Origin of the sequence: Chitinophaga sp. H8 (assembly GCF_040567655.1) — a bacterium.
GTDB lineage: Bacteria > Bacteroidota > Bacteroidia > Chitinophagales > Chitinophagaceae > Chitinophaga > Chitinophaga defluvii.
In genome coordinates, this window is sequence record NZ_JBEXAC010000002.1 from 2823585 (window position 1) to 2849300 (window position 25716).

The following is a 25716-nucleotide window of genomic DNA, read 5'->3' on the forward strand; positions in this document are numbered from 1 at the left end:
GTGAACGTTTAACCCTGGAGAAGAAAAAGTTATAGAGAACAAGAACGATGAAAAAGATCTATCAATCTATTGATGAACTTGTGCGGTTTTTACAGCGTAAAGGCTATGATGGCTTATTTTTCTTACAGGGAAAAGGGCCAGAGAAATTGGAGGATTTGCTGAAAGGCTATATGGATATGGCTATTGCTGACCCGATGACGGTTGCGCTTCCTGTAAATGTATATTCGATTACCTCACTGGCAGATCAAAATGGTAAGTATAACCGGTGTGTACTGGAGATAGATTATAATTCCAGGGATAAAGTTCATGTGAAATTCTATGAACTCCAGTTGATTGGTGAGGGTGAAAAGTACCCTGTTTTCCGGCATGTGCATGAAATAAAACACCGCTCCGAAATACCAGAAAAAACGAATGGGATCAAGATGGTCGCCAAATCCATCACCCGAAGCAAAAAGAGGTATAGGTATTAGTTCGCTTGTCAGCATAGGGAAAGATTCAAAAAAGGTAATAAAATGCTTAGGAACAGTGAACAGCAAATTGATGCAATTGTAAAGGGAATTAAAGCAAAGGGCTACGTTGGATGGTTTTGGGAGAAAGGTAGAATTGTAGATCTTTCCGAAGCGCTGACTAATGTTTGTATACGGGGATTTTCATCCTTACAGTTGCAAACCTTTGTGCAGTTTGAAGAATCGGATACAAAGGCCCTTCTATGCAAATTTAACTTTGAAAACACGCGGCTGCATGGAATTCGTCTTAGACAGTTCACAGTTGAACAACGTAACACAAATCAGGCAAAATTACTGGTCGCACATACCATTAATATTAATCGCCTGTCAGATATACCCAATAAGCCTTCTGTTGTTGAGCGGATCAATGGTCCTAATATGAGGGTCAAAAAATCGCGTTACCGGATCTAGTAGAATACAAATGGAGTTAACCCTAATAGGATAAATAATGATTGATGAAAGACATGTAGAAAACTTTAGTAAACAGTTTGTTGAAAAAGGTTACGATGGAAAATTTTTTGCATTGAACGTGGAGGAAACGGATTTGAAGAGGTGTATGAATGCCTACCTGAAGTTTTTTTCTGGGACTGAAGGTTACAAGAATGCCTTTCCAATGACCTTATGTAGTTATGTTGATGTGAATGAACATAACCCCCGATCCCGATATAGCCTTTGTGTATTCGGAGTGGATTATGACCAGGTGGGTGGCTTGCATATCTCTTCCATGAAAGTCTATCAGCTATCAGATCATAAAATGAAGGTAGCTCATATGATCTCGCAGCCCTGTCCGGTTAATGCAATTCCATATAAAAGTGAATTACAGCACATGGCTTATCTGCCTGAAAAGCTGTTTGATAAACTGCCTCAGTTGCCTGTAATCAGCGCTGAACATTTGGACACATTTATCCGGATACTAGATGAGAAAGGGTATACGGGAAAGTTCATGGCTCCTGATGTCCCGTATAACCAACTGGCCCATACAATGCTGGCTTACCTGAAGGAAAGACCGGTAGGTATTGACAATAAAAACGCTTTCCCCGTGTGGCTGCAAACCATAACTCAGGGCAGCTTGATCACTGATCAACGAACGGTTTGTATGATGAAAGTACAGTATGACCCAAATAAGGGATTTTTTCCCGATCAGTTAAGGGTGATACGTTTTGACATCCGCAAAGGTGTCTCGATCAATGAAGTGGTACCGATTCTATTAAAATCAATTAATGATATGCCAACAGCGCAAAAAGCAAATGCCTTAGCGCTTAAAAATCAAAAGACAGAACGCAAAAGAAGAGGGCTTAAATGGTAAGCCATTGATATTGAAATATTGATCCCTATTCCGTTTAACCCCAATATCATGCTGTTTAGCCGAATGGAAAATTAAGTATAGAGTTAACCCCGTGAACATGAAAATTATCATAAGTATATTATGTCTGGTGACCCTCATGGTTTTACCAGCCAGGGCACAGTTTCTCGGTGGTTTTTTTTCGCAGAAAAAAGAAAACCGGAAACTGTTGGGCCTTCAGATTGCGGCCCTTGAAGTTTATAAAAGTTACATCAAAAAAGGGTATGACATCATCAGCAATGGTGTAGGTATCATCAACAAAATCAAAACTGGAGATTTTAACCTTCACCGCGATTTCTTTGGCGCCTTAAAAATCGTCAACCCTAAGATCAAAAAATATGCAAAGGTAACCCAGGTGATGGTGATGAATGTGGAAGCGGTGACCCGTTTGAAGCAGGCGGGTAAACTTGCCCGTTCCGAATTAATTGGTAGCGCGCAAAGGCAATTTTTACTTCAGGTAATAGATCATCTCCTTGAAATATTGGCTGGGACAATTGATGAACTGATTGCCATTATAACCGATAACCAACTGGAGATGAAAGATGATGAAAGAATAGCCAGGATTGATAAAATATATATCCAGGCGCAAGAGCAGTGTTCCTTTGCCTCGGAGTTTGATGACCAGTTGGAACTGCTGGTGCAGATGAAAAAGAAAAAACAGGCTGAGATCCGTGGAAGCGAGTTCTTAAACGGTATAGAGCAACCTTAGCCACCTGTGCTTAAAGGCTTTAAGACAAGATTAGTGAACGTGAAAATGTGTAGTGATGAAAAAGATTTTGTTAGTAATACTGGTATGCCTGTCAGGCAGCCAGCTTCCTCTTCGGGCGAATGCCCAGGCCGCAGAGGCCGCCCAACTGGCGCTGAACATCGAAAAACTTGCGCAGCTAAAAAGCATCCTTACCACCCTGGAAAAAGGATACGTGATTGTTTCCAAAGGATATGGAACGGTTAAATCTTTAACCGAAGGAAATTTCAGCCTTCATAAGGTTTTTTTGGATGGTTTAATGCAGGTTTCTCCTGCGGTAAAAAAATACAAGAAGGTAGCCACCATCATTGAATATCAAATTCAATTGATCAAAGAATGTAAGATCGCCGCCAGGCGTTTTACCGCGCCAGATCTTTTTGGTTCATCGGAGATCAGTTATATGGTCGGCGTGTTCGATAACGTTGCAACCGGTAGTTTAAAAAACCTCGATGAACTTGTCAATGTGGTCACGGCAGGATCACTAAGAATGAGTGACGATGAGCGGCTCAGCAGTATTGATAAGATCTATGCGGACATGGAGGACCGGCTCACTTTCGTGCGCGAATTTGGTTCGAGCTGTTCTCTGATGGCACTCAGCCGGAGTAAGGCGAAAAATCAGGTCACTGGTATGGAGCGATTGTATGGCATTCAAAATTTACGCTGATGAAAAAGTCTATGTTATTGAGCATGGTACTACTCTTTTCATTAGTGCCACTGATGAGCTATGCAGATGGTGGGGTTGCCGATAACCTGCACAGTATGCAGGATGTATTGAAAGATCTGTACAAGGAAATGATGCTGGAATGCGAAAAACTCATTGGCGTATCCAGGGGCATAGCTGCATTTGCCGCCTTATTTTATATCGCTGCGCGGGTATGGAAGCATCTTTTAAATGCTGAGGCCATTGATTTCCACCCTTTACTCAAACCTTTTGTGCTGGGGTTTTGCATCAGTTTTTTTCCACTCGTCTTAGGGGTGATGAACGGGATATTAGATCCTATTGCTGATGGCACAGGTGCGATGGTTCAGGGATCAAATCAGACCGTAAAGCTGTTGCTGCAAAAGAAAGAAGCTGCCATTAAAGAATCACCGGTATACCAGATGTATGTAGGACAGAATGATGCCGGCGATAGGGATCAGTGGTACCGGTACACTCACGGTGGAGAAGATCCGAAGGGAGAAAAATGGTATGAAGGTATAGGCAACAGCTTGAAATTTGCCCTGGAAAAGGCAACCTATAAGTTTCAAAACTCCGTGAAGGAATGGATGTCGGAGATCCTTCATGTACTGTTCGAGGCCGCTGCACTTTGTATAAATGCTTTGCGGACTTTTCAATTGATCGTGCTGTCCATCTTAGGCCCACTGGTCTTTGCGCTTTCGGTCTTCGATGGTCTTGGACATACCCTTGGGGCGTGGATTGCAAAGTATATTAATGTTTCGTTGTGGTTACCGGTTGCGAATCTATTCGGGGCAATCATCGGAAAGATCCAGGAGAACCTAATTAAAATGGACATCGGTCAGATTCAGCAAACCGGGGATACTTTTTTCAGTCCTTCAGACACGGGGTACTTGGTGTTCTTGTTGATAGGGATTGTGGGCTATTTCACAGTTCCATCCGTTGCAGGTTTTGTGGTAAATGCAGGAGGCGGAGGTGCGATGGTACAGAAGCTCACTAGCCTGGCCATGACCACACCAGGAAAAGTGGGTGGTGCAATGGATAAGATTGCCGATATGCGACAAAACTATAATGAGGGGAAAAGCGGCAAAGAATCCGGTACAGGTGTGGCAGGCGCAATGGGTCGTTCTATTGGACACAGCGCTGCTTACATGATGAGCAAAATCTCAGGTGGCAAGGAAAAAAAGTAAGTGTATTTCCCAGGCATATAGGTAAGAAAAGGCCGATGCCAGCTAAGTTTAGAATTATTGTCATTTGATGACAAGAACAATGTGAAAACGATAAAGTGAAAATGAAATGTTCAAGAAAATGCAAAATATTGACACCACCTTCCGCTACATCAGAATGTTAGCCGTAGTGGTGGTCATTGCTTCAGCGACACTATGCCTGTTTACGGTGTACAAGAGTTATGATCTGATTAAGAGTAAAAATGAAAAAGTTTATGTACTGGTGAACGGTAAGGCGCTGGAAGCCTATGCCAGCGAGCGTAAGGACAATTTGCCTGTTGAGGCACGAGATCAGGTAAGGGTGTTTCATGGTTTGTTTTTTAACCTTCCGCCTGATGATAAGGGTATTGAATCGACGATCTCCAAAGCCTTGTACCTGGCCGATGAATCTGCAAAGAGGCAGTATGATGACTTAAAGGAAGGGAATTATTATTCCAATATCATCAGTTCGAATATCAATCAAACCATTAAGGTCGATAGTGTACTGCTGGATATGAATACCAGTCCGATCAGCTTTCGTTGTTTTGCGGTCCAAACCCTGACCAGGCCCTCATCGATTTTAACGCGAAGCCTGGTCACATCCGGTCAATTGCGCGAAGTTTCGCGTAGTGAAAACAACAGTCATGGCCTTTTGATAGAACGTTGGAACATCCTGGAAAATAAAGACCTCAGTGTTAACCCTCGTTAGCCTATTGCTGGCTAATGAATAACCCAATTAAAATGAAATCCATTCAGACAAAAAAATCCGGACTATCGGAAAGAGTTTCCATTGGTTCCACAATTTCCGGGCATATCCACAGTGGTGGTAAGGATAAAGGCAATAGGAAAAATGTGCTTTTAATTGTCTCCCTGATTATCGCTTTAAGTAGTTATAACATCTGGCTGATCGTTAGATGTTTCTATGCTCCGGCTGAGCAAAGCCTGAACATCAAGCAGATCTCTACTCCACTTAGCAACAATCCTTTTGAAAACAAATGGTTTGATACGGATATCGACCAGGTATCCCATGCAAAGATCATGGCATTTAAGGCATATATGGACAGCCTTGCTCAAAGCCCAAATGGTCGTGGTGCGTATGAACGGATACTTTCCCAACGACCTGGGCTGATGGATAGCCTACTACTGTATCAAAAGATGCTTCCCATAGAAAATCCGGCTGCAAAGGAGCAACAAAGAAATGAAACAACCCCAAAAAATAATTGATATGAAAACGTTAGAAAATAACCCTGAAGAAAAACAACGTAAGTTTTTACTGTTCTTGCCTCTGTTGACTGTACCCTTTATCCTGTTGATTGCCTGGGCCTTTAGCAGTAGCCCCAAAGAGGAAAAACACAAACCAGAAGATAGTAAAGTGAACATGGCCTTGCCCGACGCCACATTTGATGGTGACAGGCCACAGGATAAAATGAGTTTTTATGCCAAAGCGGAAGCTGACAGTAACCGTCGCAGCGAACAGAATAAAAATGATCCCTATCTAAATTCTGCACCAATTGCTGGCGGATCAACAAATTTTAATCCTTACGGGCCACAGGGTATGAACCCATCATTATCTACCATGCCTGGTTATACTGATCCTCGGGAGGCACAGATGTACCGTAAACTGTCGGAGTTGAACACTGCATTAAATCAACCTTCCCCGGTTGCAGCTAACCCATTTGGTTTTCCGCAATCATCTAACGGTGCCTCCTCGGTGAGTAAAAGTGATTTGGACAGATTGGAAAACATGATGGCGATGATGCAACAAGGATCGGCCTCGGGTGATCCGGAAATGCAGCAGATCAACTCCATGCTTGAAAAGATAGTTGACATCCAGCACCCTGAACTGGCAAAGGACAAACTGAAGAATGCTTCCGAACAGACAAAAGGTAAGATCTATGCAGTGACGGCAAAGAATGACGATAATGTTGTCACAGTGATGAATGCTCCGGTAGCAAAAAAATCAAAACAGCCTACGCAGGCAGATTTTTATAGTCTCCCCGAATCTGCCATTGCTGAACAGGCCAACACGATTTCAGCAGTGGTGCATGACAATCAGACCATAGTTTCCGGGTCTATTGTGAAAATGCGCCTGACCAGTGATATCATGATCCGCGGTGAACTTGTTCCTAAGGACAACTTTGTTTTTGGACAGGCTCAGATTAATGGGGAGCGGTTAACCATAGAGATTAACAGTATCCGCCACAATGGTTCCATTTATCCGGTGAATCTATCTGTCTGTGATATGGACGGGATGCAGGGTATACACATCCCTGGCGCGATCACCCGGGATATAGCGAAGGAAAACGGGACGGATGCTTTACAGGGCCTGGGTATAAATAGTTTTGACCCCAACCTGGCCACCCAGGCGGCTTCGGCTGGTATTGAATTAAGCAAAAACCTGATTAAAAAGAAAGTCAAACTGGTGAAGATCACCTTAAAGGCAGGTTATAAACTACTGCTAAAGGACGACAAACAGGAGCAAATCAATTAAGTATTCATTATAAACATTGTAGAACATGAAAGAGTGTGGAAGAGTGGTCCTGTGTGTGATCATGTTGTTAACCGGGCAGATGGTGCGTGCCCAAAATTTAGTGACTGAAGTAAAAGCAAAAGTCATCCCAATGCACCTGGAAATTTCCAAATGGAAAACCACCAATTTAATTTTTCCTTATGCCATAAAATCGGTGGACAGGGGACAGCAGGATGTGATGGTGCAAAAGGCAAAAGGGGTAGAAAATATCCTTCAGGTGAAAGCTGCAAGTGATACACTGAAAGAAACCAACCTGACAGTGGTTTGTTCTGATGGAACACTGTATTCTTTCATTGTCCATTATCTAGCCAACCCGGCCCAGTTGAATTTTAGTTTGGGTAAGGTGATTGCTCAAACTCCCTGGGCACTTTTTTCCTCCGGGGACAACAATGAGGCTAAGGTAAACGATTTGGCAACCTCCCTGGGACATAAGCAGCCGATAATCAAAAATATCCGCGCTTCTGCCAGTGACATTGCTTTACGCTGCATTGGTCTTTACATTAAGGACGATGTAATGTACCTGCAACTTGAATTGGATAATAACAGCACTATTGGATATAACGTAGACCAACTCCGTTTCTACATCCAGGATCTAAAGAAAGCCAAACGTACAGCCTCTCAACAGTTACAGATTACCCCTTTGTATGTATCTGGAAATTCTACGGTGATCGGTTCGCGATCCTCGCAGAATATTGTTGTCGCTGTTCCCAAATTCACTATACCTGACCAGAAAGTACTGGTGATCGAAATGATGGAAAGGGACGGGGGAAGAAACCTGCTCATCCGAATCCGGAACCGTCATTTAATGAATGTAGTACAGCTTTAACGCTACCCCAATAATAAAATAGGACTTCTGCCCAGCAGCATTGTCGAGCTGGTAGAAGGAGAATGTTAACTCAAAAATTTAAGAACATGGTAATCGAGAAAAATGTGAAGTATTTGCACGACAGAGTGAAAATGACCGGTTTTGGTGAAATCTATGAAGCCGAAATCAGAGAAAACATCGGCAAAGGGATGGATAGTTTCACCATCAACATTAAACGTGATTTTGGTGATCAGGACACCAGGGATACAACCGAATCAATCCTGCATTTCAATAAGGGGAAGGAAGGCTGGTATCATTTTAACTCGTATGACACCCGGATCATCAACCGTCCTGATGACATTGCGGCCTCCACTTGGGAATCGGTTAATATCGACCACAAATTCAAAAAGAACACTTACACCTTAAAGGAAATGTACAACCTGAAATTGGGTGGATCGGTGGAAAAGGAAATCACCTACCTGAAAAAAAATTCGGCTACCGGTGAGGAGTCTGAGGTAAGTTTTACTGGTTTTAAAAAGGGGGATCACAGGGAGTTGAGTAAGTATAAATCCTATCCAAAGAAAAACTTCTCCTGGCCTTTAATGGAAAAACAATTGCGTGATTCCCATGCAATTAAAATGCTTAAAGATCCGCAATTGGCCGATGGACTAATCAGGTCAATGAAAAAGGGCAACGTTCAGAGGGTCACCCTAAAAAATGGAGAAACAGAAATTGTGCGCTGGATTGCTGTTGATGCGGAATTTAAAAAGATCGGGATTTATGACACAAACCCGCGTGTTTACATCTCCAATCAGGAGAAAGAGGCAAAAAAGCTGGAGGCAGCTGCGCGTCAAAATGCCGCTGAAAAGGAAAAAATTGAACTTGGTCTTTCCCCGCTGCCTAACCCGAATGTAGAACCGGAAGCCAACAAAGAAACCAAAGTGGTTCAACTCTACCCCGATGGTCCTCCCGTTGGTATTGAACCGCCTAAAAATGGTCAGCCGGTGGCTGATGTTAATCAAACGGATATTGTTACGGGAGAAAAAAAGGGAAGCACCTCACGTAAAGCCGCCGATAAAGTGGCGCGCCCGGTGAAGCAGCTGAGCAATAAGGGTGTGAAATCCAATAAAACAACTCCGGCCAAAAATAAAAAAGCCGCACATAAAGTTTAGCTATGGAACAAAGAATCAATAGGGTACATCAAGCCCTTGCGGCCTGGAAACAGATGGAGGAAAATAATGTCAATTTGTTTCCGCCATCTGTTATGGCAAGCACAGAATTTGCGAAATTCAGGTTAAAGAGATTAGATGAAGTAGCTGCTAAATTATCTTTAACAGCTACCCCTGATGAAAGGGATAGTCTTAAAATACTGGCCATTGAGCGCAAGGCTCTTCTACGTACAGCATATCCAAAAGGCAAAGGCTTCCAAAGGTTTTTTACTTATTTGACCAGGCCATTACGATTTGCATTTGTTCAACATATTGAACTACGTAAACAGGACCAGAGACTTGCAGATATTCAAACCCAAATGCAAAAGGCAGGCTTTGGTGCGTATGTGGCCCAGGTATTCAAAAAGATCAGGGATGGAGAAAATACTTTCTCCATCCCTACCAATGTAGTCACAAAGCAGAATGACCAGGTACATTTCAACCTTAAATTTTCCTTTGATCAGCAGTTAGGACATCGTTTTGACAGTTACCAGGCCGTGTATCGCAACCAGCTCAATCCTGGAGAAGTTCGTCAGCATACTTTTCAAATTGGTGATGATGGTTTAACCCATGTTAAACGTGCTGAAAACCTGATCAGTGGAAGGGCTATGTTAGATACGGTTACTGAAAACGGCAAGGTGGTACAACGCTGGACCAAACTGGATAACATCCAGGACGAGCGCGGGAATTATTTGACCAAATATGTGTCCGTTAAAAACTTCGATACCAATGAACACTGCCGAAAACTACCTTTTTGGAAAGAACTCAATCTGTATGATCAGTTACGCATAGTTGGCTCCCTTATTTCAGGTCAACGGGCTGCGGTAAATATCGAACGTCAGGGAAAACCCTTATCGATATATATAGAAGCTGATCCAGAACAATCCCGTGTGAAACTTAATGATGAGAAAGGAAAACCTATTGACCTTAAAAAACTCTATGCAAACCAGAAGCCCGAATCCGTATCAACCTTGCATTATCAAACAAGACAAAATAATTCATTAGCGCCGCAAAGTAGCACTAAGGCAGAAACTGTCCGGGCGCAGTATCATAAGGTAAACCAGGCTTCGGTTCCTCAAAAAAAACGGGTTTCTAAAACTGAAAAAACTGATGCAACCAAAGCCGCATCCAGGTTAACAGGGAGCAAAAAACAAGCGCCTAAGAATAATGCTGTGAAAGCAAGAAAAACTAAATCCAGATTATCACATTAGAAACTTAATTATGGACCACCAGCAAAACCTGCTCACTTTTTTTTGTAAGGTAGTTAGCGATCCCAGGATTAATAAAGCACATATGGCTGTATATATGGCTCTTTTTTACTTGTGGAGCAAACAGCAGTACAAAGGATTTCTGTCGGTCTATAGTTGGCAGATCCTGCCGATGGCTAAAATATCTACCAGCGGGACGTATTATACGATCATGAAACAACTTGATGAATATGGTTATTTGAAATATCACCCGTCATTTTATCGCAAGAAAGCGAGTCAGGTGGATCTGGAGGCCATTAATGTGCATAGTTATTAACCCATTTTAGAATGAAAAATAATTTACAGGAAATTTCCGTTGCATTATATGAACTGGGATTAGCCCCACTTTCATATGCAGAAAAGGAACGTTATATAATTGATCCCAGGACGTCAAATTTTGTCATACTGAAAAGGCAGATCGAGTCATTAGGATTTGGCGATGTCCTTGGTGAGAGTTTATGGCAACAAATGAGAGATGGAGCGACAAAAATAAATCTCCCTTACCGGACATTGATCGGGGAGGATACTGTAGCATGTGAACTCCAGTTTACCAGGTCAACGAATAACAATTATTTTTTTAACCAATATACTGTTCGCTTGCTGGGCACCGAACAAAACACAAACTTACCTTTCAAAAAGCAGACAATTCCTGTTGAATACTACGATTGTGCCAATAGAAGTCTTTCTTTAGAAGAGTCCTATAACCTTTTAAAGGGTAAATGGGTGAAAAAGGATGTGCTTTATCCTGATGGGATCTATTATAAAGATTGGCAGAGCTATGATTTTACAATGGTTAATGTTTCGGGTAACTACCGCCTTCAACTAATGGGCAAGGATAGGCTATTTTCTACTGAACAGGCTATTGCCTCATACCCTTTAGCAGATTATGGTAAACATAAATCGATCGGGGAATTGTGTCGTTCTTTAGACCGTGGAAATGTGGAGGAAATCAATGTTGTTTTAGCCATTGGTGCAAGAGTGCGATTGAAAGTGGAGGCTAATCCAGCATCTGGAAAATTGAATTTTTATAATGGAAACCGAAGAGCAATTCTTTCTAGGCAGGGGGAACTGGTCACTATGTCCGTGAATAAACCGGCATTTAAACAAAATCTAGATTTACCTGGTGAAAGAATAATTGAAGATATGAATAAAAAAAAAGTGAGGAAAAGAATCAAGAGATAGCCTGCAACAAAAACGTTAAAAATGCAGATGATTGCTGAATTTTTACTACCTTAAATTAAAACCTTTTACGATGAAAAATAAATTCTCAATAACAATTTTTGTAACCTGTATCCTTTTAGTGGCAACCGTTTTTACGGTTACAGCACAGGATGCACATGAAATAAAAATATCAAGTCCGTATCCTTCCTTACCATTATCGGATGTGAAAGCGTCGGGCAATCAAAAAACTGGAATCGTGGAAATAACCATGAGTTTCAAAAATAATTATTCCAAAAGTGCCGGTGTTTCACTGGCAATAGGTGGCTTTGATGACCTGGGCATAACAGATTCAAAGGGCATAAAATACAAAGTGTTTACGCAAAAAAATGCAGTAAATACTAACAAGGGTTTTCAGAATATATCTTTTGTGCAATTTGGGGATAAAAAGTTTAACTGGGTTGCAACCGTTAAACAGGAAATGTCAGCAGGTGAGAGCCGGACTTTGACTTTAAGGATGAAGTCTGAGAATGGGGTAAAGTCTATTGGTAATTTTCATATCCGGTGTATCCTTTCTTTAGACTATGAGCATATTGGAGATAAAATGTATTTAATAGAGAATATTCCTGTGGTTTGGAAATAGACTTCGGTCATCCTTTTTTTGGGTGAGGTGGACATCGAATTTAAAAATTCAGTAATTTCGATAGGTAAAATTTTATAAATGACGCCTTCTCAAAACGTTAGAACAGAATTCAAATTAAATGACGTGGTTAGGGTTGGATTGCCCTGTGGTAATGATACTTTCGTGGAAGTTGTTGCTACACTAAACGGTTTGGGATTCACCAGCTTACTGGCAGACGACACGGATGAAGTTTTGCCAATTTGGCTACTTCCATTTAATGAAGACACTATTCATCCACTTGAATATGGAGAAATATCGTATAATATGTTGAAAGATATTCTTAGAGCAGAAGGCGCTGGAGAACACCGGATCAGGTGGAGAAGAGTGGTAAAACTTTACAAAGGTTCGGATACCTATGAAGAATAGGTGTAGCCTACTTGTCAATATTCCCCAATAGCCTATGGTAGAATAGAATCATCTTCAAATTATCTTAGAGATTTGAGCATACTCGGATAGTTCCTGGACCAATATTGACCTTCGTTCTGTTTTTTGGTCGTCGGATAAAAGATCCCAACTATCGCCATAAAAGATGCCGTTCCATCCCTCCGGATAATTGTCAAAACTCACCAAATGATATTCTTCCAATGTTTGCCCGCATTCTTCTGCATATTTACTATTGTCATTAAGTAAAGCATGAAAATTTGTTCTATTTATGGCTTGCTGCATGTGATATGTTTTAGGGGAAATTAGTTTATGGCATAACGTCAAAAAGGATGGTATTATTAGTTCCTGGTGGTGCATTTACACACCATGCAGTTGCTTTCCCTTCTTCAAGGCTGTTAATTATCTCCTTAAATTTCGGTAAAATTATGTGCTCGATACTTGAGAATGTACATTCATCAGAAGAATGGTTCTCTATTTTGAACCAGCCGACTTGCAAGGGCATCATTTTAATTTCTATTCTAGGATTCATTGCCAATACCTTAATTATATCACCATCCAATCTTTCCTTTATGAAAAAACCGTGGATCAGTTCAATAGGAGGGCCTGAAAACTCTTTTTTTGTCTGAACTTCTCTCAGAGGGACATACCATAGATGTGTAATTGGTTGAACAAAGAGGTAAGATGACTTTTTTAGCAAATGATCATCCATGATTATACATTTTAAAAATTAGCTGTTTTGGACAAATTAATATCAAGATACTGTCTTTTCGATCTAAATAACCCTAAATTCCTGACGAAATAATGCCGTACATCCTGTTCATTGTAAATACAAAATGTGATAAAAAACCAACCCTGATGACAGGGCTGGCTTGGTTGTCAAATTTAGTTATGATAAACCCCTTTTAAAAAAATTACAATAACCAGCCCAGGTATAACTGAAACTGGTTATAATGACAAAATGAGAAGGGCCGGTATCGCACCGAACACATCATAAGAAGAAAAATCGTACAATATGTTTGCAATGCCATTGTGAGCGATATTTAGATGGCTTGTTTCTCATTATTGAAACCATAGATTTAATTTGGTATGGAAAAAATCACGGGTTTGTCGTCATTACAATTAATCTACACTGGATTCTTATAAAAGGTACCAATTGAATGGTTGCATTGAAATGTAAAAAGTGTGGTGCTAATAAATGGAAACGGTGAACGATCTTTGAGATCATTCACCGTTTGGTCTTATAATAGACAATATTAATTTCTTTCGATGGGCACATGCCAATACCTTCCAATTAAAGAAAGTGACTATCAATTTCCCGTCCAATTTTATCTATGGTTTGTTGATCCAGACTTCCTTCAATCTGTGACCAGTTTGAGTCATTTTCATGCTTCAGTATGGCAAGTGTCACTCCATCTAAAACTGTTGCAAAGGAACTATAAACATGCGAATTGTCATCTTCTACCTCAGAAGGAATTACCAAAACATCTACTATGTTACCATTTTCTATCAAATCAATCTGTATAGTGAATGATTCTTTATCTGCTTCCATTATATTATGAATTATGTTAAAATTTAGGTCTATTAAATATACCAAATTTCAGTGCCGGGTGCAAATGGTTTACCAGACATTACAAATTATTTACTGTCAATTGAATATATCCTATAGAGTTTTGAAATTATTTAATAAAAAACTTATATTACGAATCAATTCACCACACAAAGTATTAACCTCTTATAATGAATTATTTTTTTCAATCCATTAAAACATTGTCATATTGGAAATATGCCTTGTTCAGTAAAGACGCCATCAAAACATTTTTCGCGGTTTTAGGTGCTTTTTGGCTTATACTTGAGATGGTCAGGGCTTCAAAAAAATATAACCTGGATACAGTTCCTCCTCCACTTCTAATGTGCCTATTCATAATATCCATCATTATTGTTTTAATTTCTCGTCGTCCAGTAACCAAAATCAAGTACAGGCACGCTGGGAAAGATTTAACAGTGGAAGTAAAAATTGGGAATTTATTCGAGGAAAAAGGACAAAAGGTAATAAGTACCAATACAACTTTTGATACAGATATAGCAAATGGTGTTATTGCGAAGAATAGTCTACAAGGGCAATTCACAGATCTTTACTACCCTCAAAGTATAGTTCCATTAAATCAACTTTTAGATGCAGGATTAACAAATATTGAATCGACTGAATTTAATAAAGCAGCAGGTAAAAATCGTAAATATCCAATGGGTACCGTTGTTAGGATCAACATTGGAACCGAAGTCTTTTACTGGTTAGCTATGTCCGATTTAAATTATGACAACACAGCAAGTACTACATTGGAAAATGTTTTATTTTCTGTAGAAGAACTCTGGAAGTTTATTGCTGCAAAAGGTGAAAATACAACTATTATAGTACCTATGATCGGTAAAGGTCGGGGTAGGCTATCTACAAACAGTAAAAGGGTTATTGCCCGAATCGCCCAATCATTTGTGAAAGCTTCCGAAGATCAGGTCTTCAGTAACAAATTGTTAATTATGATTCATCCATCAGACGCGGAAAATTTTGAAATTAACCTATTTGAGGTGTCGGATCTTTTAAGGCATTATTGTCCTTAACGATTAATCAATCAAACTATATTTAATTCCAATTTATAATTATGGCATATAGAAATGGCACATATGTCGCATTTCATGCGAACGGCACAAATTATCCAATACATTCAGATATCAAGTATTATAATATGATTAAGGCTTGGTCAGAAAAAAGCGACGATGAATTTACAATTATTAATAGTCATGATAAAACGGCTGCCGTCAGAGACTCAAGTTCAAAGGAAACATTAAGAAATAGGCTAAAAGAGCGGCTTAGGAATAGCAAAAACTTAGTGCTAATAATTGGTGAAACAACGAAGTTTGACGACGATTGGGTTCCATTTGAAATTGAATACGCAGTTGATGTTTGTAAAATTCCTTTAATCGTCACCTATGTTGGAATTGAACTCGGTATCCAAAACGCATCGGACTTATCGGCAAAATGGCCTCCATCATTAAAAAAAAGAATTGATGAAGGTACAGCTCACGCAATTCATATACCTTTTAGGAAAACTCCAATTTATTCCGCAGTTCGCCAGTTTAACCATAACAATCTTCCAAACGGATATGGGCTAGGAATTTATTCCAGAGAAACTTATAAGATGTGGAATATTGCAATTTAACCAAAGTGATTTTAAAAATTCTTAATTTATTTATATGAGTAAATTAAGGAATATATTTGCCACATGACGTATGAAGAACTTTGCGAATATTTTAATAATATAGAATTACCTGAAGGGCCTATCTTTTTAAACAAAGCAACTAAAATTACTGATGTACCCAAATTTGTCCAGAGTCATTTGATCTCTATTGACAACAATCCAAATTCGCCCACAGCTAAGGGGGATTATGATCGCCTTATAGAATTGAAGAGGATTTTAGAATTGGAAAGTAGATAGCCCAATAAAATATTACGTATATCTTCAAGAACGTAAAAGGTGGTTAATTTCTTAAAATACCTAATATATAATTATTTATATAATGAAAAAGGAAGCATATTTAATAATCCGTATATGTCTTATATCGGGACTTGCTATAATTATATCGGTTTATTTACTGAAAATGCCAGCTTTAATACGAGAATTTGATCTATCAGATAGTGACAAAATTGCTACCGCGATTAGTGGCCTTAGCGGACCAGTTATAGGTTTGATTTCCACAATTTTATTGTATTTGGCTCTTACTAAACAAACTGAGGCCAACATAGAACAAAGGTTGAAAAACGAGAGTGACATAGTAATTGTGCTGTTTAATCAACTTGATCAGGAAATAAACTCTTTTTCAACTACAGAATCCACAGGCTTCAAGCCAAATCAAATTCATGATACGAATGTTGGATTGGTTGGTCTAAGAATTTTTTGCCATCGTTGTACCGAACCAGGCTACAGAGATATTATTATAAATGAAAGTTTTGGATTTCACGCGTTTCAGGAGGCGCCGCAGATAATGATTATTCTTGAATCTTTTTGGTTATTACATCAAAGAATTTTATCAATAGATGAAAAGTCAGAGCTAAAATCAGTATTTGTGCAAAAGTTAAATACCTTCTACAGTATCAAACTAAAAGAACACTTAGAGAGGCTTTCTAAAACATTAGTTGAATGTGGAGTTGAGGACCAACCTTTTCCCAAACGAATTATTCAATTTGTTAAGGATAATGAAGATTAAAAGTATTAAATAGGAGAGGAATTTCAAGAAAATACCTCTCCTATATAGATTAGAATCTCCGTTTTATTTGTCTAATGTGTTCAAAATCAGTATTTAGCGTTCGCTAACCTCCTCAAATCTAAAAGGAAAAGGTTCGAATTTTGTACAGTTGGGACAACAAAAGATAAAAGCCCACTCAATGTATTGAGTGGGCTTTTGGTATTTAAAGCATTCAGGTATTTTCTGTTATCAGGATATATATCCGAAGGCTTTCAGAAACTCCTCTTTCTTGCGCCTGGCCACAGTAACATAGTTTCCATTTTGCATCTCAATCTGCCCGCCATCCCCACGGATATAACGCTTGATGTAATTGAGATTGATAATATGAGAATGGTGGGTACGGAAAAAAGTCAGCGCAGGTAATAATTCCTCAAAATCTTTGAGGGTACGGCTGGCTAAAAAAGGCGGATGATTCACAAAGTGAATGAAAGTATAGTTGCTTTGGGCTTCCAGATGAATGATGTCGGCGGTATTGAAAAAAAGCAACCCATCCATGGAAGGAATGGCGATTTTACTGAGGTGATACCTGGATAATAAGTTTTGCTGCAGGATCTCCAGCTTTTTTTCTGTTGGTTCCTGGGCTTCTTTTTTTACCCTTTCAATAGCCGATCTCAATTCTTCTATGTCTACCGGCTTTAGCAAATAATCAAATGCCGCATATTTAATCGCTTTAATGGCATATTGGTCATAAGCCGTAGTGAAAATAAGGTGGAAGCGTTTATCCTGTAGCTGGTTCAGCATTTCAAAACCACCCATGCGCGGCATTTCAATATCCAGGAAAACGATTTGGGGTTTTAAATCTTTAATCAGTTTCATGCCTGTTTCCCCATCTGCGGCTTCACCACTTAACTGTACTTCGGGGCAATAGTCGTGCAGTTTTTCACGCAGGGCAATACGCCCTTTTTGTTCATCATCTATGATTACAGCTGTCAGCATTATTGTATGTTTAAACGTACCTGTATTTTTGTACCCGTTGCTATGCCATTTTCTTTCAGATCAGTGACCACCACTGAGGCATTAGCCTCTTTGTTGAAAAACCGGACCCTGTCCTGGCTCATTTGCATACCATAGGAATTTCCGTTCATGGAGGTAGGCTTTTGTGCTTGTCTGCCCACCCCATTATCTTCAATGATATATTCAATGTATCCGGGAAATTTTGAAACTTTAATCAACAGGGTACCCTTATTATCAAGCCGGTTTTTTAGCCCATGTAAGATAGCATTTTCAACATAAGGCTGTACAATCAGCGGAGGCACTTTATAATCATCCTGCAACAATAATTCATCAGCCTGTATGGTGGCCGTAAATTTATTTTCATACCTGAGCTTTTCCAGGTCTATATACAGTTGTAATGTGTCCAGGTCTTTTGCCAGTGTAACGGTATGCTGTTTTGAGCTGTCAAGGATATTACGGAGCAGCTTGGCAAATTTATTCAGGTATACGGTGGCGTGATATTTATCGTTACTCTGGATAAGTGCATCAATACTATTAATGCAGTTAAAAATAAAATGTGGATTCATCTGCGCTCTGAGTGCCATCATTTCTGTTTCTGTGATTTTCTGTTTCAGTGCAGCTTTGTAACGGATATTACCGATCCTTTTTCTTATGATCCAAAAGGTAATACCTGCTACAATCAGCAATACACCGATGCGGAACCACCATGTTTGCCACCAGGGAGGCTGAATGATAATTGCGAGCATGGTTGTCCCATTGCTCCACTTGCCGTCACTATTGGCGGATTGTAATTGAAAGTGGTACCTGCCTGGTGGAAGACTGTTGTAGCTGGCGGTATTATTATTTTTATAATTTACCCAGCTATCATTAAGTCCTTGCAGCCGGTAGGCAAACTGGTTTTTATTATGATTGGAAAAATTGTTTACTGCAAACTGTATGGTGATGGAATTTTGATGATGGTTTAGTGTAAGCGTGTTGATTTGAGAAGGCGCTTTATTTAAAGTCCAGGGGATACCATTTACCAGTATTGCAGTTATAAGCGGGTCAGGACTAAAGGTATTTTCCTTCAAAAGTGATGGCTTGAATTGGGTAATGCCACCTACGCCACCGAACAAAAAGGAACCGTCTGTTTCGGTAAGTGTACAGGCAGTGTTGTATTCAAGAAAGGATAGTCCGTTATCCTGATCGTAGTGCTGCATAACATAATTGGCAGGATTAATCCGGTACAATCCGGTGTTGGTACTCACCCAAAATAATCCGGAGCTGTCTTTCTGGATTGCATAACATACATTGGAAGCATTTGCCTGATTAATGCTGATGTGTTTTTTTACTTTTTCTTTTTCAAAATCGTACACCACAATTCCATTATCTGTTGCCAGCCAGAATAAAGTCCCATCGCGTAGCAGATACCTGGTATAAGCAGCCAGCTTTTTCACAGATTCAATTACTTTGAATTTTCCCCTGACATAATCATACTTTATAAGCCCGCCTCCCTCAGTACAGATCCACAGGTTTTTTGATTCATCTTCATAAGTATACCTGCCTATATACGCATACGATTGAAGTAGTGTATCCTTACAGGAATACCATCTTTTTTCTTTCAGGGAAAAAAATACGGGGCCGTTTTCACCTGTGATAAAAAGACTGTCTGCATATTTCAATTTATGCACTGTATAGAGCTTTTTGGTGGTCAACAGATTTTTCTCTTCGAAGTAGCGGAATTGCTGATACTGATTATCCAGCTGCATCAACCCTCCCCAACTGGCTATCCAGAGATTACGGTCGTCATCCTCTGCAATACTGTAAACCGTATTATTAGCTGCCCCAAATCTGGCAATGCCGGGATAACTGTGAAATCGGGAGGAATCCACTTCCCATTTTATAAGCCCTTTGTTCTGTGTGCCAATGAAATGGTGTCCATCCTTGGTTTTAAAAAGGGTAAAAACCATATTGTCCGGTAAGGATGCTGTATTTAATGGCTCATTGCTCAAAGAACTGAACTGGTATTTCAGTGGATCATATTTCGCAATACCTCCGCCGCTAAGTCCACACCACATCAATCGTTGTCTGTCCAGGAACAGATTGAGTACAAAGTTTTTTCCGGGAGTACGGTTATCATATTTGTTGTGCCGGGCAGTTTGTATCGCACCCGAGTGAGGGTTGTATTGTATGATGCCATCTCCCCGGGTACCTATCCATAAATTACCGGCAGCATCTCTTGCAAAGGATCCAACACCGCTGCTGGTTGCCTTAAACAGATGAATGTTGGCAGCATCTGTTACAGGCTCCGTAATATAATAGCATCCTGCTGTTAAAGTGCCAATCCAGAGCGTACTATCATAAGAAAACAATGTTTTTATTTCAGGAAAAGCATGTTGTGGCAGCAGGGGCTGTATCTGATAGTTTTCTTTTTCCGGAATCAGGTGAAATAAATGCTGTGATACAGATACAAGGATCTTCCCTTTATGCAGCACAATACTGCTTACGCCTGCATTGGTTGCTGCATTATTAAAGAAGGTTTGCAGGGTGCCTGTCCGCGTATTCAGCTGCAGCAATCCTTTGTTATAAGTAATAAACCAGTATTCATGTGCTTTAAAGCTGACAATAGTTTTAATAGGCACTGTTTCCAGCGGGCTGGCAGCAGGATACAATTCACTGATCTTTATTAAGGCATCTTTTTCCGGATGATAGATACATGCACCACGGATGGTACCTACCCATAACAATTTTTCGTAAGTGTCGAAAAACAGGGAGGTGATATAATTGGAAGGAAGTTTTTTACCGGTCGGATGCTGCGGTAAAAAAACTTTGAATTGTTTCCCATCATACCTGTTAAGTCCATCCTGTGTTCCAAACCACATAAAACCTGCGGCATCTTGTGTGATAGCAAAGCAACTGTTTTGCGAAAGACCATTTTGAGAGGTGTAGTTTTCAAAAAACAAGTCCTTTGATTGAGCTGTCAATAACTGATAACTCAATAAGGTAAGGAAAACCAGGGAGTATCTGGATAGGCAATTCAAGCAGCAACTTTTATATTAAATTACAACGAATACAGTTAAAAGCAACGGATACCCGGATATTCATTGTGCTACCTTACTTAGCCAGCTGATAATACTTCCTTACTGCTTCGTAATCAGTAAAATCAATAGGAGGGAGGACATTAGCTAACCTGCCACCAGGAACTACGCTATTTGCATAAATCCGGATCACCTTAGCTTGTGCATAGCTTTCTCCGGGACCTGTTTTGTCAATATAGAAATTGACTTTATTACTGACATATCCCATGCTGACACGGTATTGTGTTGCACCACCTATACCTGAGCCGGGAAGAAAATACCAGCGCTCCAACGGTTGATAGTAAAGATATACGAACCATTGTGATCTGTTCATCGTGTCCAGAGTAGTGGTTACCTGTAAATTAACAAATCCGGCAGCCAGATTTTGTACACCATAGGTATATTGTTTTACATTGGCATTACCGGCAATACCCTGAGGACCTTGTGGACCCGTTGCTCCATTTGCACCATTGGCACCGGTAGGTCCTGCTGGCCCTTGCAACCCGGCAGGTCCAGGATCTCCTTTTTTACATGCCATAAAAACGAATAGTAGTAAAGGCAAAAGGTATGCTTTCATATCAGTTTTTTTAAGTGTGTAGTATAATCAGATCGTAAACAATGTAGCTATTGATCAGACAGTTAATGCTTTTTGGATAGTACCGGCTTTTGGGAAACTTCTGGTAAAGTTGCAGGAACGGGATATAATATGAAGGTAAGATTTAGCTGTTCACAGCAATGAATGAGCCAGCGGCGGAAAAATAATCGCTTGCTGGCGGAAAATCACCGGTTTTTTTTGGACGTTTAAAAAAAATGTATAATTTCGCCGTCCCAAATAATGATTGCCCGATAGTATAAAGGTAGTACGACAGTTTTTGGTACTGTTTGTCTTGGTTCGAATCCAGGTCGGGCAACATGCAGAAGACCCACTCTTTGAGTGGGTTTTTTTATTGAAAAATCAACCAGCATAAGATAGTAATTTCCTGGTTACCTATAAAGGACTGCTTTTGCAATCAGCCAGGAAGTGCTTTTGGAAAGTATGCATCTTGAAGAATAAAGCGGTAAAGCGTGCGGTTATTCCCAGTTTCAGAAAGCCCTTCCCAATTGTTCAGATAAACCATAACCGGGAGTTACTGGTGGAGAGATATCATAACAGGAAAAGAGATAACACATATACGATTACTAGCGTGGTAATCCCCATCAGTACCGTTGCTACAGAGTATACTTTTAACATAGCTTTCATTTCCAGGCCGGAGAATTTGGAAATCACCCAGAAATAGGCATCATTAGCATGGGATATCATCATAGAACCACCTCCTAATGCCAGCATGCAAAGCAATCTGCCGGTTTCGCTATCCAGGCCTAAGGCAGGCAGCAGTGGCTGGATAACGGAGGCCGCAGTAATGATTGCTACCGTGGAAGACCCCTGCGCTGTTTTTAGCAGGGAAGCCAGTAAAAAAGGAAATATTATCCCCAGACTACCCAGGTGCAGTGCTTCGCTAAAGTGTTCTCCAATCCTGGTGCCGGCCAATACTGCCCCAAATGCCCCACCTGCACCTATAATCACTAATATACTGCCGGCTTTTTCTACCGCTTCTGTCATCAGTTGTCCGGTGGTATGACGGTCCCATGCAGGTGCACTTAAGAAGGCCAGTATTACGCCAATCAGTAAAGCAATGACCGGATTGCCCAGCAAATGGAAAAGTGTACCTGCGCCGGAGGCAGATTTTTCCATATCACTGAATGCACCTATAGCAATCAGCACAATAGGTACCAATACGGGTAGAAAAGCTTTCCATACGGGCATGTCCGGTATTTCCCGGGATGTATGGACCTCATCATTATCTCCTGCCTGGATTTTACTCCCTGCATAATGTGCCCACCAGCAGCCTACGATAGTAGGCAGAATAGCGACTGTTATCCCGGTGAGGATTAATTTACCCAGGTCAGCACCCAGGATACCGGCAGCAGCGGTAGCGCCGGGATGTGGCGGAATCAGGCAATGTACGGCATATAAGCCAGCGGCCAGTGATACAGACATTGTAATAATGGAAATGCCTGTACGACGGGCTACAGATTTATTTAAACCACTTAATACAATATAACCGGAGTCGCAGAAAATGGGAAGTCCTACTATAAAGCCGGTAATGCCCATAGCGGCAGCAGCAAACCGTTCGCCTACCAGCCGGAGAATAAAAGCGGCCATCACCTGTGTGCTGCCGGTATGCTCCAGTATTACACCAAGCATAGTGCCTAACACGATAATGAATCCAAGGGATTTCAGGATATTGCCGAACCCTTCTTTCATGGCAGTGATGATATCGTTCACCGGCAACTGAACGCCTAGCCCTACTACAAAACAAGCCAGAAACAGCGCAAAAAAAGCGTGTACACGATATTTCGCAGTCAGCAGCACAATCAATGCAATACCTGCTGCTAATGATAGCATTACCTGTAAAAAAGCAGTGGTCATGGGAAAGATTTGTATACACAATATAACAAGACTAATATAATTCCCATAGATAGTAATGGCTTTAAGTTTATTTATTGGAAAAAATAAATTATATATATTTGGCGGGTGTTGTGTTAACTGTTGTGATGTACTGTATAAATGTTTGTTGAAAATAAACCTGTTTCCTTTTAATCAGTTCTAAAATAAAAAGTAAATGAAACAAAAAACGTCAAGTGCTTTTGTCGCAGCGTCCTGGATTGCATTGTTTATTGGCGTGATAGGCTTTAATGTAGGGCTTTGGAATGCCGAAATGCAACTCAATGAAAAGGGTTATTATTTTACCGTTTTAATGTATGGGTTATTTGCTGCCGTTTCGGTACAGAAGTGTGTACGTGACCGTTTGGAAGGGATTATGGTAACGGATATTTACTATGGTCTTAGCTGGGTATCCACACTACTGACTATCATTTTGCTGATAGTAGGTTTATGGAATGCTACACTTTTACCTAGTGAAAAAGGATTTTATGCATTTGCATTTCTGTTGAGCATCTTTGGTGCCATTGCTGTACAGAAAAATACCCGCGATAATCAGGCGGTTAAAGACGCTACACCTGAAAAGGATGCAGAGGCTGCATAAGATAGATCAACTTATGATAAAAAAAGACGGGATAGTGTTTCAAACTATCCCGTCTTTTTTTATGGTGATGAAACAATATTATTTGGTAGTAATTAAGCTGGGCACCCATACATGACCATCCAGTTGCCAGGCCTCGTTTGGTAAAATACGCAGCCAGCTGAATATTTGCTGAGGGATATCACGGCCGCTAGGTACCAGTACTTCCAGGAAGGAAGAGGCCGGAGGACAAATCAGTGTACTAAAAGCATCCCAGGTATAAGCGCCAGGTGCATGTATTTCAAAATCATGCGCCAGCTGGCCGTTATCTCTGAAAATACTCCCACTGCCGTCAGTACAGGGCCAGTACCCGATCAGATAATTTATATAAGGGTGATCATCCGGTATGCCTATCGTACAGGCATTACTTTTTATCGTGTTTTCGTCTAAAGGTGTTCTCCATATATGTACATCTGCAATGTTTACATCTGCTGCCTGGTTTACTGATCCGGGTAAGAAGCCCATGGTTAATGGAGCTGTAGTGTTGATATCACCATGATCAGTAATGTCTTTTTCCTCACCTGGCTTTCCATCCGTAAATGTTTTGGTATATCTCCGGCCGTCCCGCCTATATATGGTAGCTGCTATACTATGCCAGGTACCATCACTGATATCAGCACCTTTTGCCTGAATATTACCACGACCTGTTTTTCCAAAGTTGATCATCCAGTACCTGCTCTCCAGAAACATTACCCAACCGGTAACCCCCCCGTCAAAAGAAGCACGCTTGCCCAAAATAGAAGGGTAGGTGAAATAATAATCGCCATTAGGTCCTGGATTTACTTTTACTTTCATCTCTACTGTAAAGGAGGTGGTATCTCCAAAATTGTAATCATCTACTCCTGTGGTATTAGGCACTGTGGCATTCACCGCGTCCGCGTCCCGGCCAAATAATCTCACCGATTTTCCGGCAAACCGGGTACCTCCAAAGGGGCGGTCAATATAATTGAGCCTGTAATTGGGAGAGTAATAGATCGTAAAAGTGTTTAAGGCCGGATCGCTGAAAATAGTTTTATCATCCTTGGCAGGATCAATAGGATATTTACCTCCTTTGGAAGATGCAATTACTACCAGCCACCGTTCATTTTTGAAGTTTTTACGTGTCTGCATGGCCGTAATGATATCCCCAACCTGCTTATCAAAATGCTCAATAGCCTGTTTGTAAGCAGCACGGGATATATCAAATCCTGCTTGTACCCCGGCTGTTTCTACCGCATGAAACTGCCCCATAATAAGCCCTACACTGTCTTGCTTCAATTCATTTACCACCGAAGTGGTTACCGCATCATCATTGTTCAGCACTTTTTTCTCATCTGCACCGGTCAGTAATTTCTCAGAAAGTCCTGCACTGGCAGTATAAGCTGTAATCCGGTAAGTAGGATAAGCTGCTTTTACATATTTGAAAATGGAAGGGTACTGGTCCAGGTGATTGCCATTATAGTCGTCGCTCACCACTCCATGTTTTGTTTTGCTTACACCTGTCAGCATATCAGCCCAGGAGGAGGCCTGTGTATTTAATGAATCGGTAAGAGTATTCCAGCAGTATAGGGCGTTATCCGTAAGGGTAGTAATGTTGGGCACATAAGCATCTCTTACGGCCTCTCCCCGCGCACCATCCACTATGAGGTAAATAATCTTGGGAGGGCGGCCATCGTTGCCGATACTATCCTCCAGGTTTACCGGTGCTTTTACATAGTCAAATCCTTTATTGCAGGCACTCCATATGCAAGGCAGCCCTGCCAGCAAAAGCAGGTACCCTTTCCATTTTCCTTTTTTAATATTGCTCATTTTAACCTGAAT

29 protein-coding genes and 1 tRNA gene are annotated in these 25716 nt (G+C 40.6%); 22 read left to right on the top strand and 8 right to left on the bottom strand.

Translation table 11 applies throughout. The features are described 5' to 3' along the window. The first annotated feature begins 47 nt into the window (after nucleotides 1-47). From ABR189_RS25285 to ABR189_RS25360, 16 genes are all read left to right on the top strand, one after another. A complete protein-coding gene (locus ABR189_RS25285; RefSeq protein ID WP_354663274.1) occupies nucleotides 48-470 on the top strand; it encodes a hypothetical protein in 423 nt (140 codons plus the stop codon). Nucleotides 471-512: 42 nt separating this feature from the next. Continuing rightward, on the top strand, nucleotides 513-917 hold the full coding sequence (locus ABR189_RS25290) for a hypothetical protein (protein ID WP_354663275.1): 405 nt from the start codon (nucleotides 513-515) through the stop codon (nucleotides 915-917). A gap of 37 nt (nucleotides 918-954) precedes the next feature. After that, nucleotides 955-1812: a hypothetical protein gene (locus ABR189_RS25295; RefSeq protein ID WP_354663276.1), complete on the top strand. Its 858-nt coding sequence runs from the start codon at nucleotides 955-957 to the stop codon at nucleotides 1810-1812. A 97-nt stretch (nucleotides 1813-1909) separates the two neighbouring features. Continuing rightward, nucleotides 1910-2557, top strand: coding sequence for a hypothetical protein (locus ABR189_RS25300; RefSeq protein ID WP_354663277.1), 648 nt, complete (start codon nucleotides 1910-1912; stop codon nucleotides 2555-2557). Nucleotides 2558-2612: 55 nt separating this feature from the next. Continuing rightward, nucleotides 2613-3257, top strand: coding sequence for a TerB family tellurite resistance protein (locus ABR189_RS25305; RefSeq protein ID WP_354663278.1), 645 nt, complete (start codon nucleotides 2613-2615; stop codon nucleotides 3255-3257). Next, nucleotides 3257-4459 carry a conjugative transposon protein TraJ gene (gene traJ, locus ABR189_RS25310; RefSeq protein ID WP_354663279.1) on the top strand — a complete coding sequence of 401 codons (1203 nt, stop codon included), beginning with the start codon at nucleotides 3257-3259 and terminating at the stop codon, nucleotides 4457-4459. The genes ABR189_RS25305 and traJ overlap by 1 nt, the downstream gene beginning before the upstream one ends. A gap of 106 nt (nucleotides 4460-4565) precedes the next feature. After that, nucleotides 4566-5183: a conjugative transposon protein TraK gene (gene traK, locus ABR189_RS25315; protein ID WP_354663280.1), complete on the top strand. Its 618-nt coding sequence runs from the start codon at nucleotides 4566-4568 to the stop codon at nucleotides 5181-5183. A 32-nt stretch (nucleotides 5184-5215) separates the two neighbouring features. Next, a complete protein-coding gene (locus ABR189_RS25320) occupies nucleotides 5216-5698 on the top strand; it encodes a hypothetical protein (RefSeq protein WP_354663281.1) in 483 nt (160 codons plus the stop codon). Nucleotide 5699: 1 nt separating this feature from the next. After that, on the top strand, nucleotides 5700-6965 hold the full coding sequence (gene traM, locus ABR189_RS25325) for a conjugative transposon protein TraM (RefSeq protein WP_354663282.1): 1266 nt from the start codon (nucleotides 5700-5702) through the stop codon (nucleotides 6963-6965). 25 nt (nucleotides 6966-6990) lie between these two features. After that, the gene (gene traN, locus ABR189_RS25330) at nucleotides 6991-7830 is read left to right on the top strand and encodes a conjugative transposon protein TraN (RefSeq protein WP_354663283.1); all 840 of its coding nucleotides are present in this window, start codon (nucleotides 6991-6993) and stop codon (nucleotides 7828-7830) included. Between the two features lie 86 nt (nucleotides 7831-7916). Continuing rightward, nucleotides 7917-8981: a hypothetical protein gene (locus tag ABR189_RS25335; RefSeq protein ID WP_354663284.1), complete on the top strand. Its 1065-nt coding sequence runs from the start codon at nucleotides 7917-7919 to the stop codon at nucleotides 8979-8981. Between the two features lie 2 nt (nucleotides 8982-8983). After that, complete coding sequence (locus tag ABR189_RS25340) at nucleotides 8984-10228, top strand: hypothetical protein (protein WP_354663285.1); 1245 nt, start codon at nucleotides 8984-8986, stop codon at nucleotides 10226-10228. A gap of 82 nt (nucleotides 10229-10310) precedes the next feature. Beyond that, on the top strand, nucleotides 10311-10541 hold the full coding sequence (locus tag ABR189_RS25345) for a hypothetical protein (protein ID WP_354663287.1): 231 nt from the start codon (nucleotides 10311-10313) through the stop codon (nucleotides 10539-10541). A gap of 11 nt (nucleotides 10542-10552) precedes the next feature. Continuing rightward, nucleotides 10553-11446, top strand: a complete 894-nt coding sequence (locus ABR189_RS25350; protein ID WP_354663288.1) for a hypothetical protein — start codon at nucleotides 10553-10555, stop codon at nucleotides 11444-11446. 70 nt (nucleotides 11447-11516) lie between these two features. Next, nucleotides 11517-12065 (top strand): hypothetical protein, encoded by a 549-nt coding sequence (locus tag ABR189_RS25355; RefSeq protein WP_354663289.1) that lies wholly within the window; start codon nucleotides 11517-11519, stop codon nucleotides 12063-12065. A 78-nt stretch (nucleotides 12066-12143) separates the two neighbouring features. Next, a complete protein-coding gene (locus tag ABR189_RS25360) occupies nucleotides 12144-12470 on the top strand; it encodes a hypothetical protein (RefSeq protein WP_354663290.1) in 327 nt (108 codons plus the stop codon). 54 nt (nucleotides 12471-12524) lie between these two features. Here the strand turns inward: ABR189_RS25360 and ABR189_RS25365 are convergent, their stop codons facing one another. The 3 genes from ABR189_RS25365 to ABR189_RS25375 form a co-directional block, all read right to left on the bottom strand. Next, complete coding sequence (locus ABR189_RS25365; protein ID WP_354663291.1) at nucleotides 12525-12770, bottom strand: hypothetical protein; 246 nt, start codon at nucleotides 12768-12770, stop codon at nucleotides 12525-12527. A 25-nt stretch (nucleotides 12771-12795) separates the two neighbouring features. Next, nucleotides 12796-13197, bottom strand: a complete 402-nt coding sequence (locus tag ABR189_RS25370; RefSeq protein WP_354663292.1) for a hypothetical protein — start codon at nucleotides 13195-13197, stop codon at nucleotides 12796-12798. Between the two features lie 582 nt (nucleotides 13198-13779). After that, nucleotides 13780-14037: a hypothetical protein gene (locus ABR189_RS25375; protein WP_354663293.1), complete on the bottom strand. Its 258-nt coding sequence runs from the start codon at nucleotides 14035-14037 to the stop codon at nucleotides 13780-13782. Nucleotides 14038-14225: 188 nt separating this feature from the next. Here ABR189_RS25375 and ABR189_RS25380 point away from each other — a divergent pair, with 188 nt between their 5' ends. From ABR189_RS25380 to ABR189_RS25390, 4 genes are all read left to right on the top strand, one after another. Further along, nucleotides 14226-15101, top strand: coding sequence for a macro domain-containing protein (locus tag ABR189_RS25380; protein WP_354663294.1), 876 nt, complete (start codon nucleotides 14226-14228; stop codon nucleotides 15099-15101). A 41-nt stretch (nucleotides 15102-15142) separates the two neighbouring features. Further along, nucleotides 15143-15700, top strand: coding sequence for a TIR domain-containing protein (locus ABR189_RS25385; protein WP_354663295.1), 558 nt, complete (start codon nucleotides 15143-15145; stop codon nucleotides 15698-15700). Between the two features lie 63 nt (nucleotides 15701-15763). Next, nucleotides 15764-15976, top strand: coding sequence for a DUF6965 family protein (locus ABR189_RS30070; RefSeq protein WP_435575338.1), 213 nt, complete (start codon nucleotides 15764-15766; stop codon nucleotides 15974-15976). 82 nt (nucleotides 15977-16058) lie between these two features. After that, complete coding sequence (locus ABR189_RS25390; RefSeq protein ID WP_354663296.1) at nucleotides 16059-16745, top strand: hypothetical protein; 687 nt, start codon at nucleotides 16059-16061, stop codon at nucleotides 16743-16745. A 228-nt stretch (nucleotides 16746-16973) separates the two neighbouring features. On the opposite strand, the gene ABR189_RS25395 is transcribed toward ABR189_RS25390, so the two are convergent. From ABR189_RS25395 to ABR189_RS25405, 3 genes are all read right to left on the bottom strand, one after another. Beyond that, entirely contained in the window at nucleotides 16974-17720 is a 747-nt protein-coding gene (locus ABR189_RS25395) for a LytR/AlgR family response regulator transcription factor (protein ID WP_354663297.1), read from the bottom strand. After that, entirely contained in the window at nucleotides 17720-20758 is a 3039-nt protein-coding gene (locus ABR189_RS25400) for a ligand-binding sensor domain-containing protein (protein ID WP_354663298.1), read from the bottom strand. The genes ABR189_RS25395 and ABR189_RS25400 overlap by 1 nt, the downstream gene beginning before the upstream one ends. A gap of 73 nt (nucleotides 20759-20831) precedes the next feature. After that, nucleotides 20832-21371: a hypothetical protein gene (locus ABR189_RS25405; protein ID WP_354663299.1), complete on the bottom strand. Its 540-nt coding sequence runs from the start codon at nucleotides 21369-21371 to the stop codon at nucleotides 20832-20834. Between the two features lie 263 nt (nucleotides 21372-21634). Between ABR189_RS25405 and ABR189_RS25410 the strand changes: the two genes are divergently transcribed. Next, a tRNA-Gln gene (locus tag ABR189_RS25410) sits at nucleotides 21635-21705 on the top strand. Between the two features lie 233 nt (nucleotides 21706-21938). Here the strand turns inward: ABR189_RS25410 and ABR189_RS25415 are convergent. Then, nucleotides 21939-23264, bottom strand: a complete 1326-nt coding sequence (locus ABR189_RS25415; RefSeq protein ID WP_354663300.1) for a GntP family permease — start codon at nucleotides 23262-23264, stop codon at nucleotides 21939-21941. Between the two features lie 193 nt (nucleotides 23265-23457). Between ABR189_RS25415 and yiaA the strand changes: the two genes are divergently transcribed. Further along, on the top strand, nucleotides 23458-23880 hold the full coding sequence (gene yiaA / locus ABR189_RS25420) for an inner membrane protein YiaA (RefSeq protein WP_354663301.1): 423 nt from the start codon (nucleotides 23458-23460) through the stop codon (nucleotides 23878-23880). Between the two features lie 78 nt (nucleotides 23881-23958). Here the strand turns inward: yiaA and ABR189_RS25425 are convergent, their stop codons facing one another. Continuing rightward, nucleotides 23959-25704 (bottom strand): LamG-like jellyroll fold domain-containing protein, encoded by a 1746-nt coding sequence (locus ABR189_RS25425; RefSeq protein ID WP_354663302.1) that lies wholly within the window; start codon nucleotides 25702-25704, stop codon nucleotides 23959-23961. Between the last annotated feature and the right edge of the window lie 12 nt (nucleotides 25705-25716).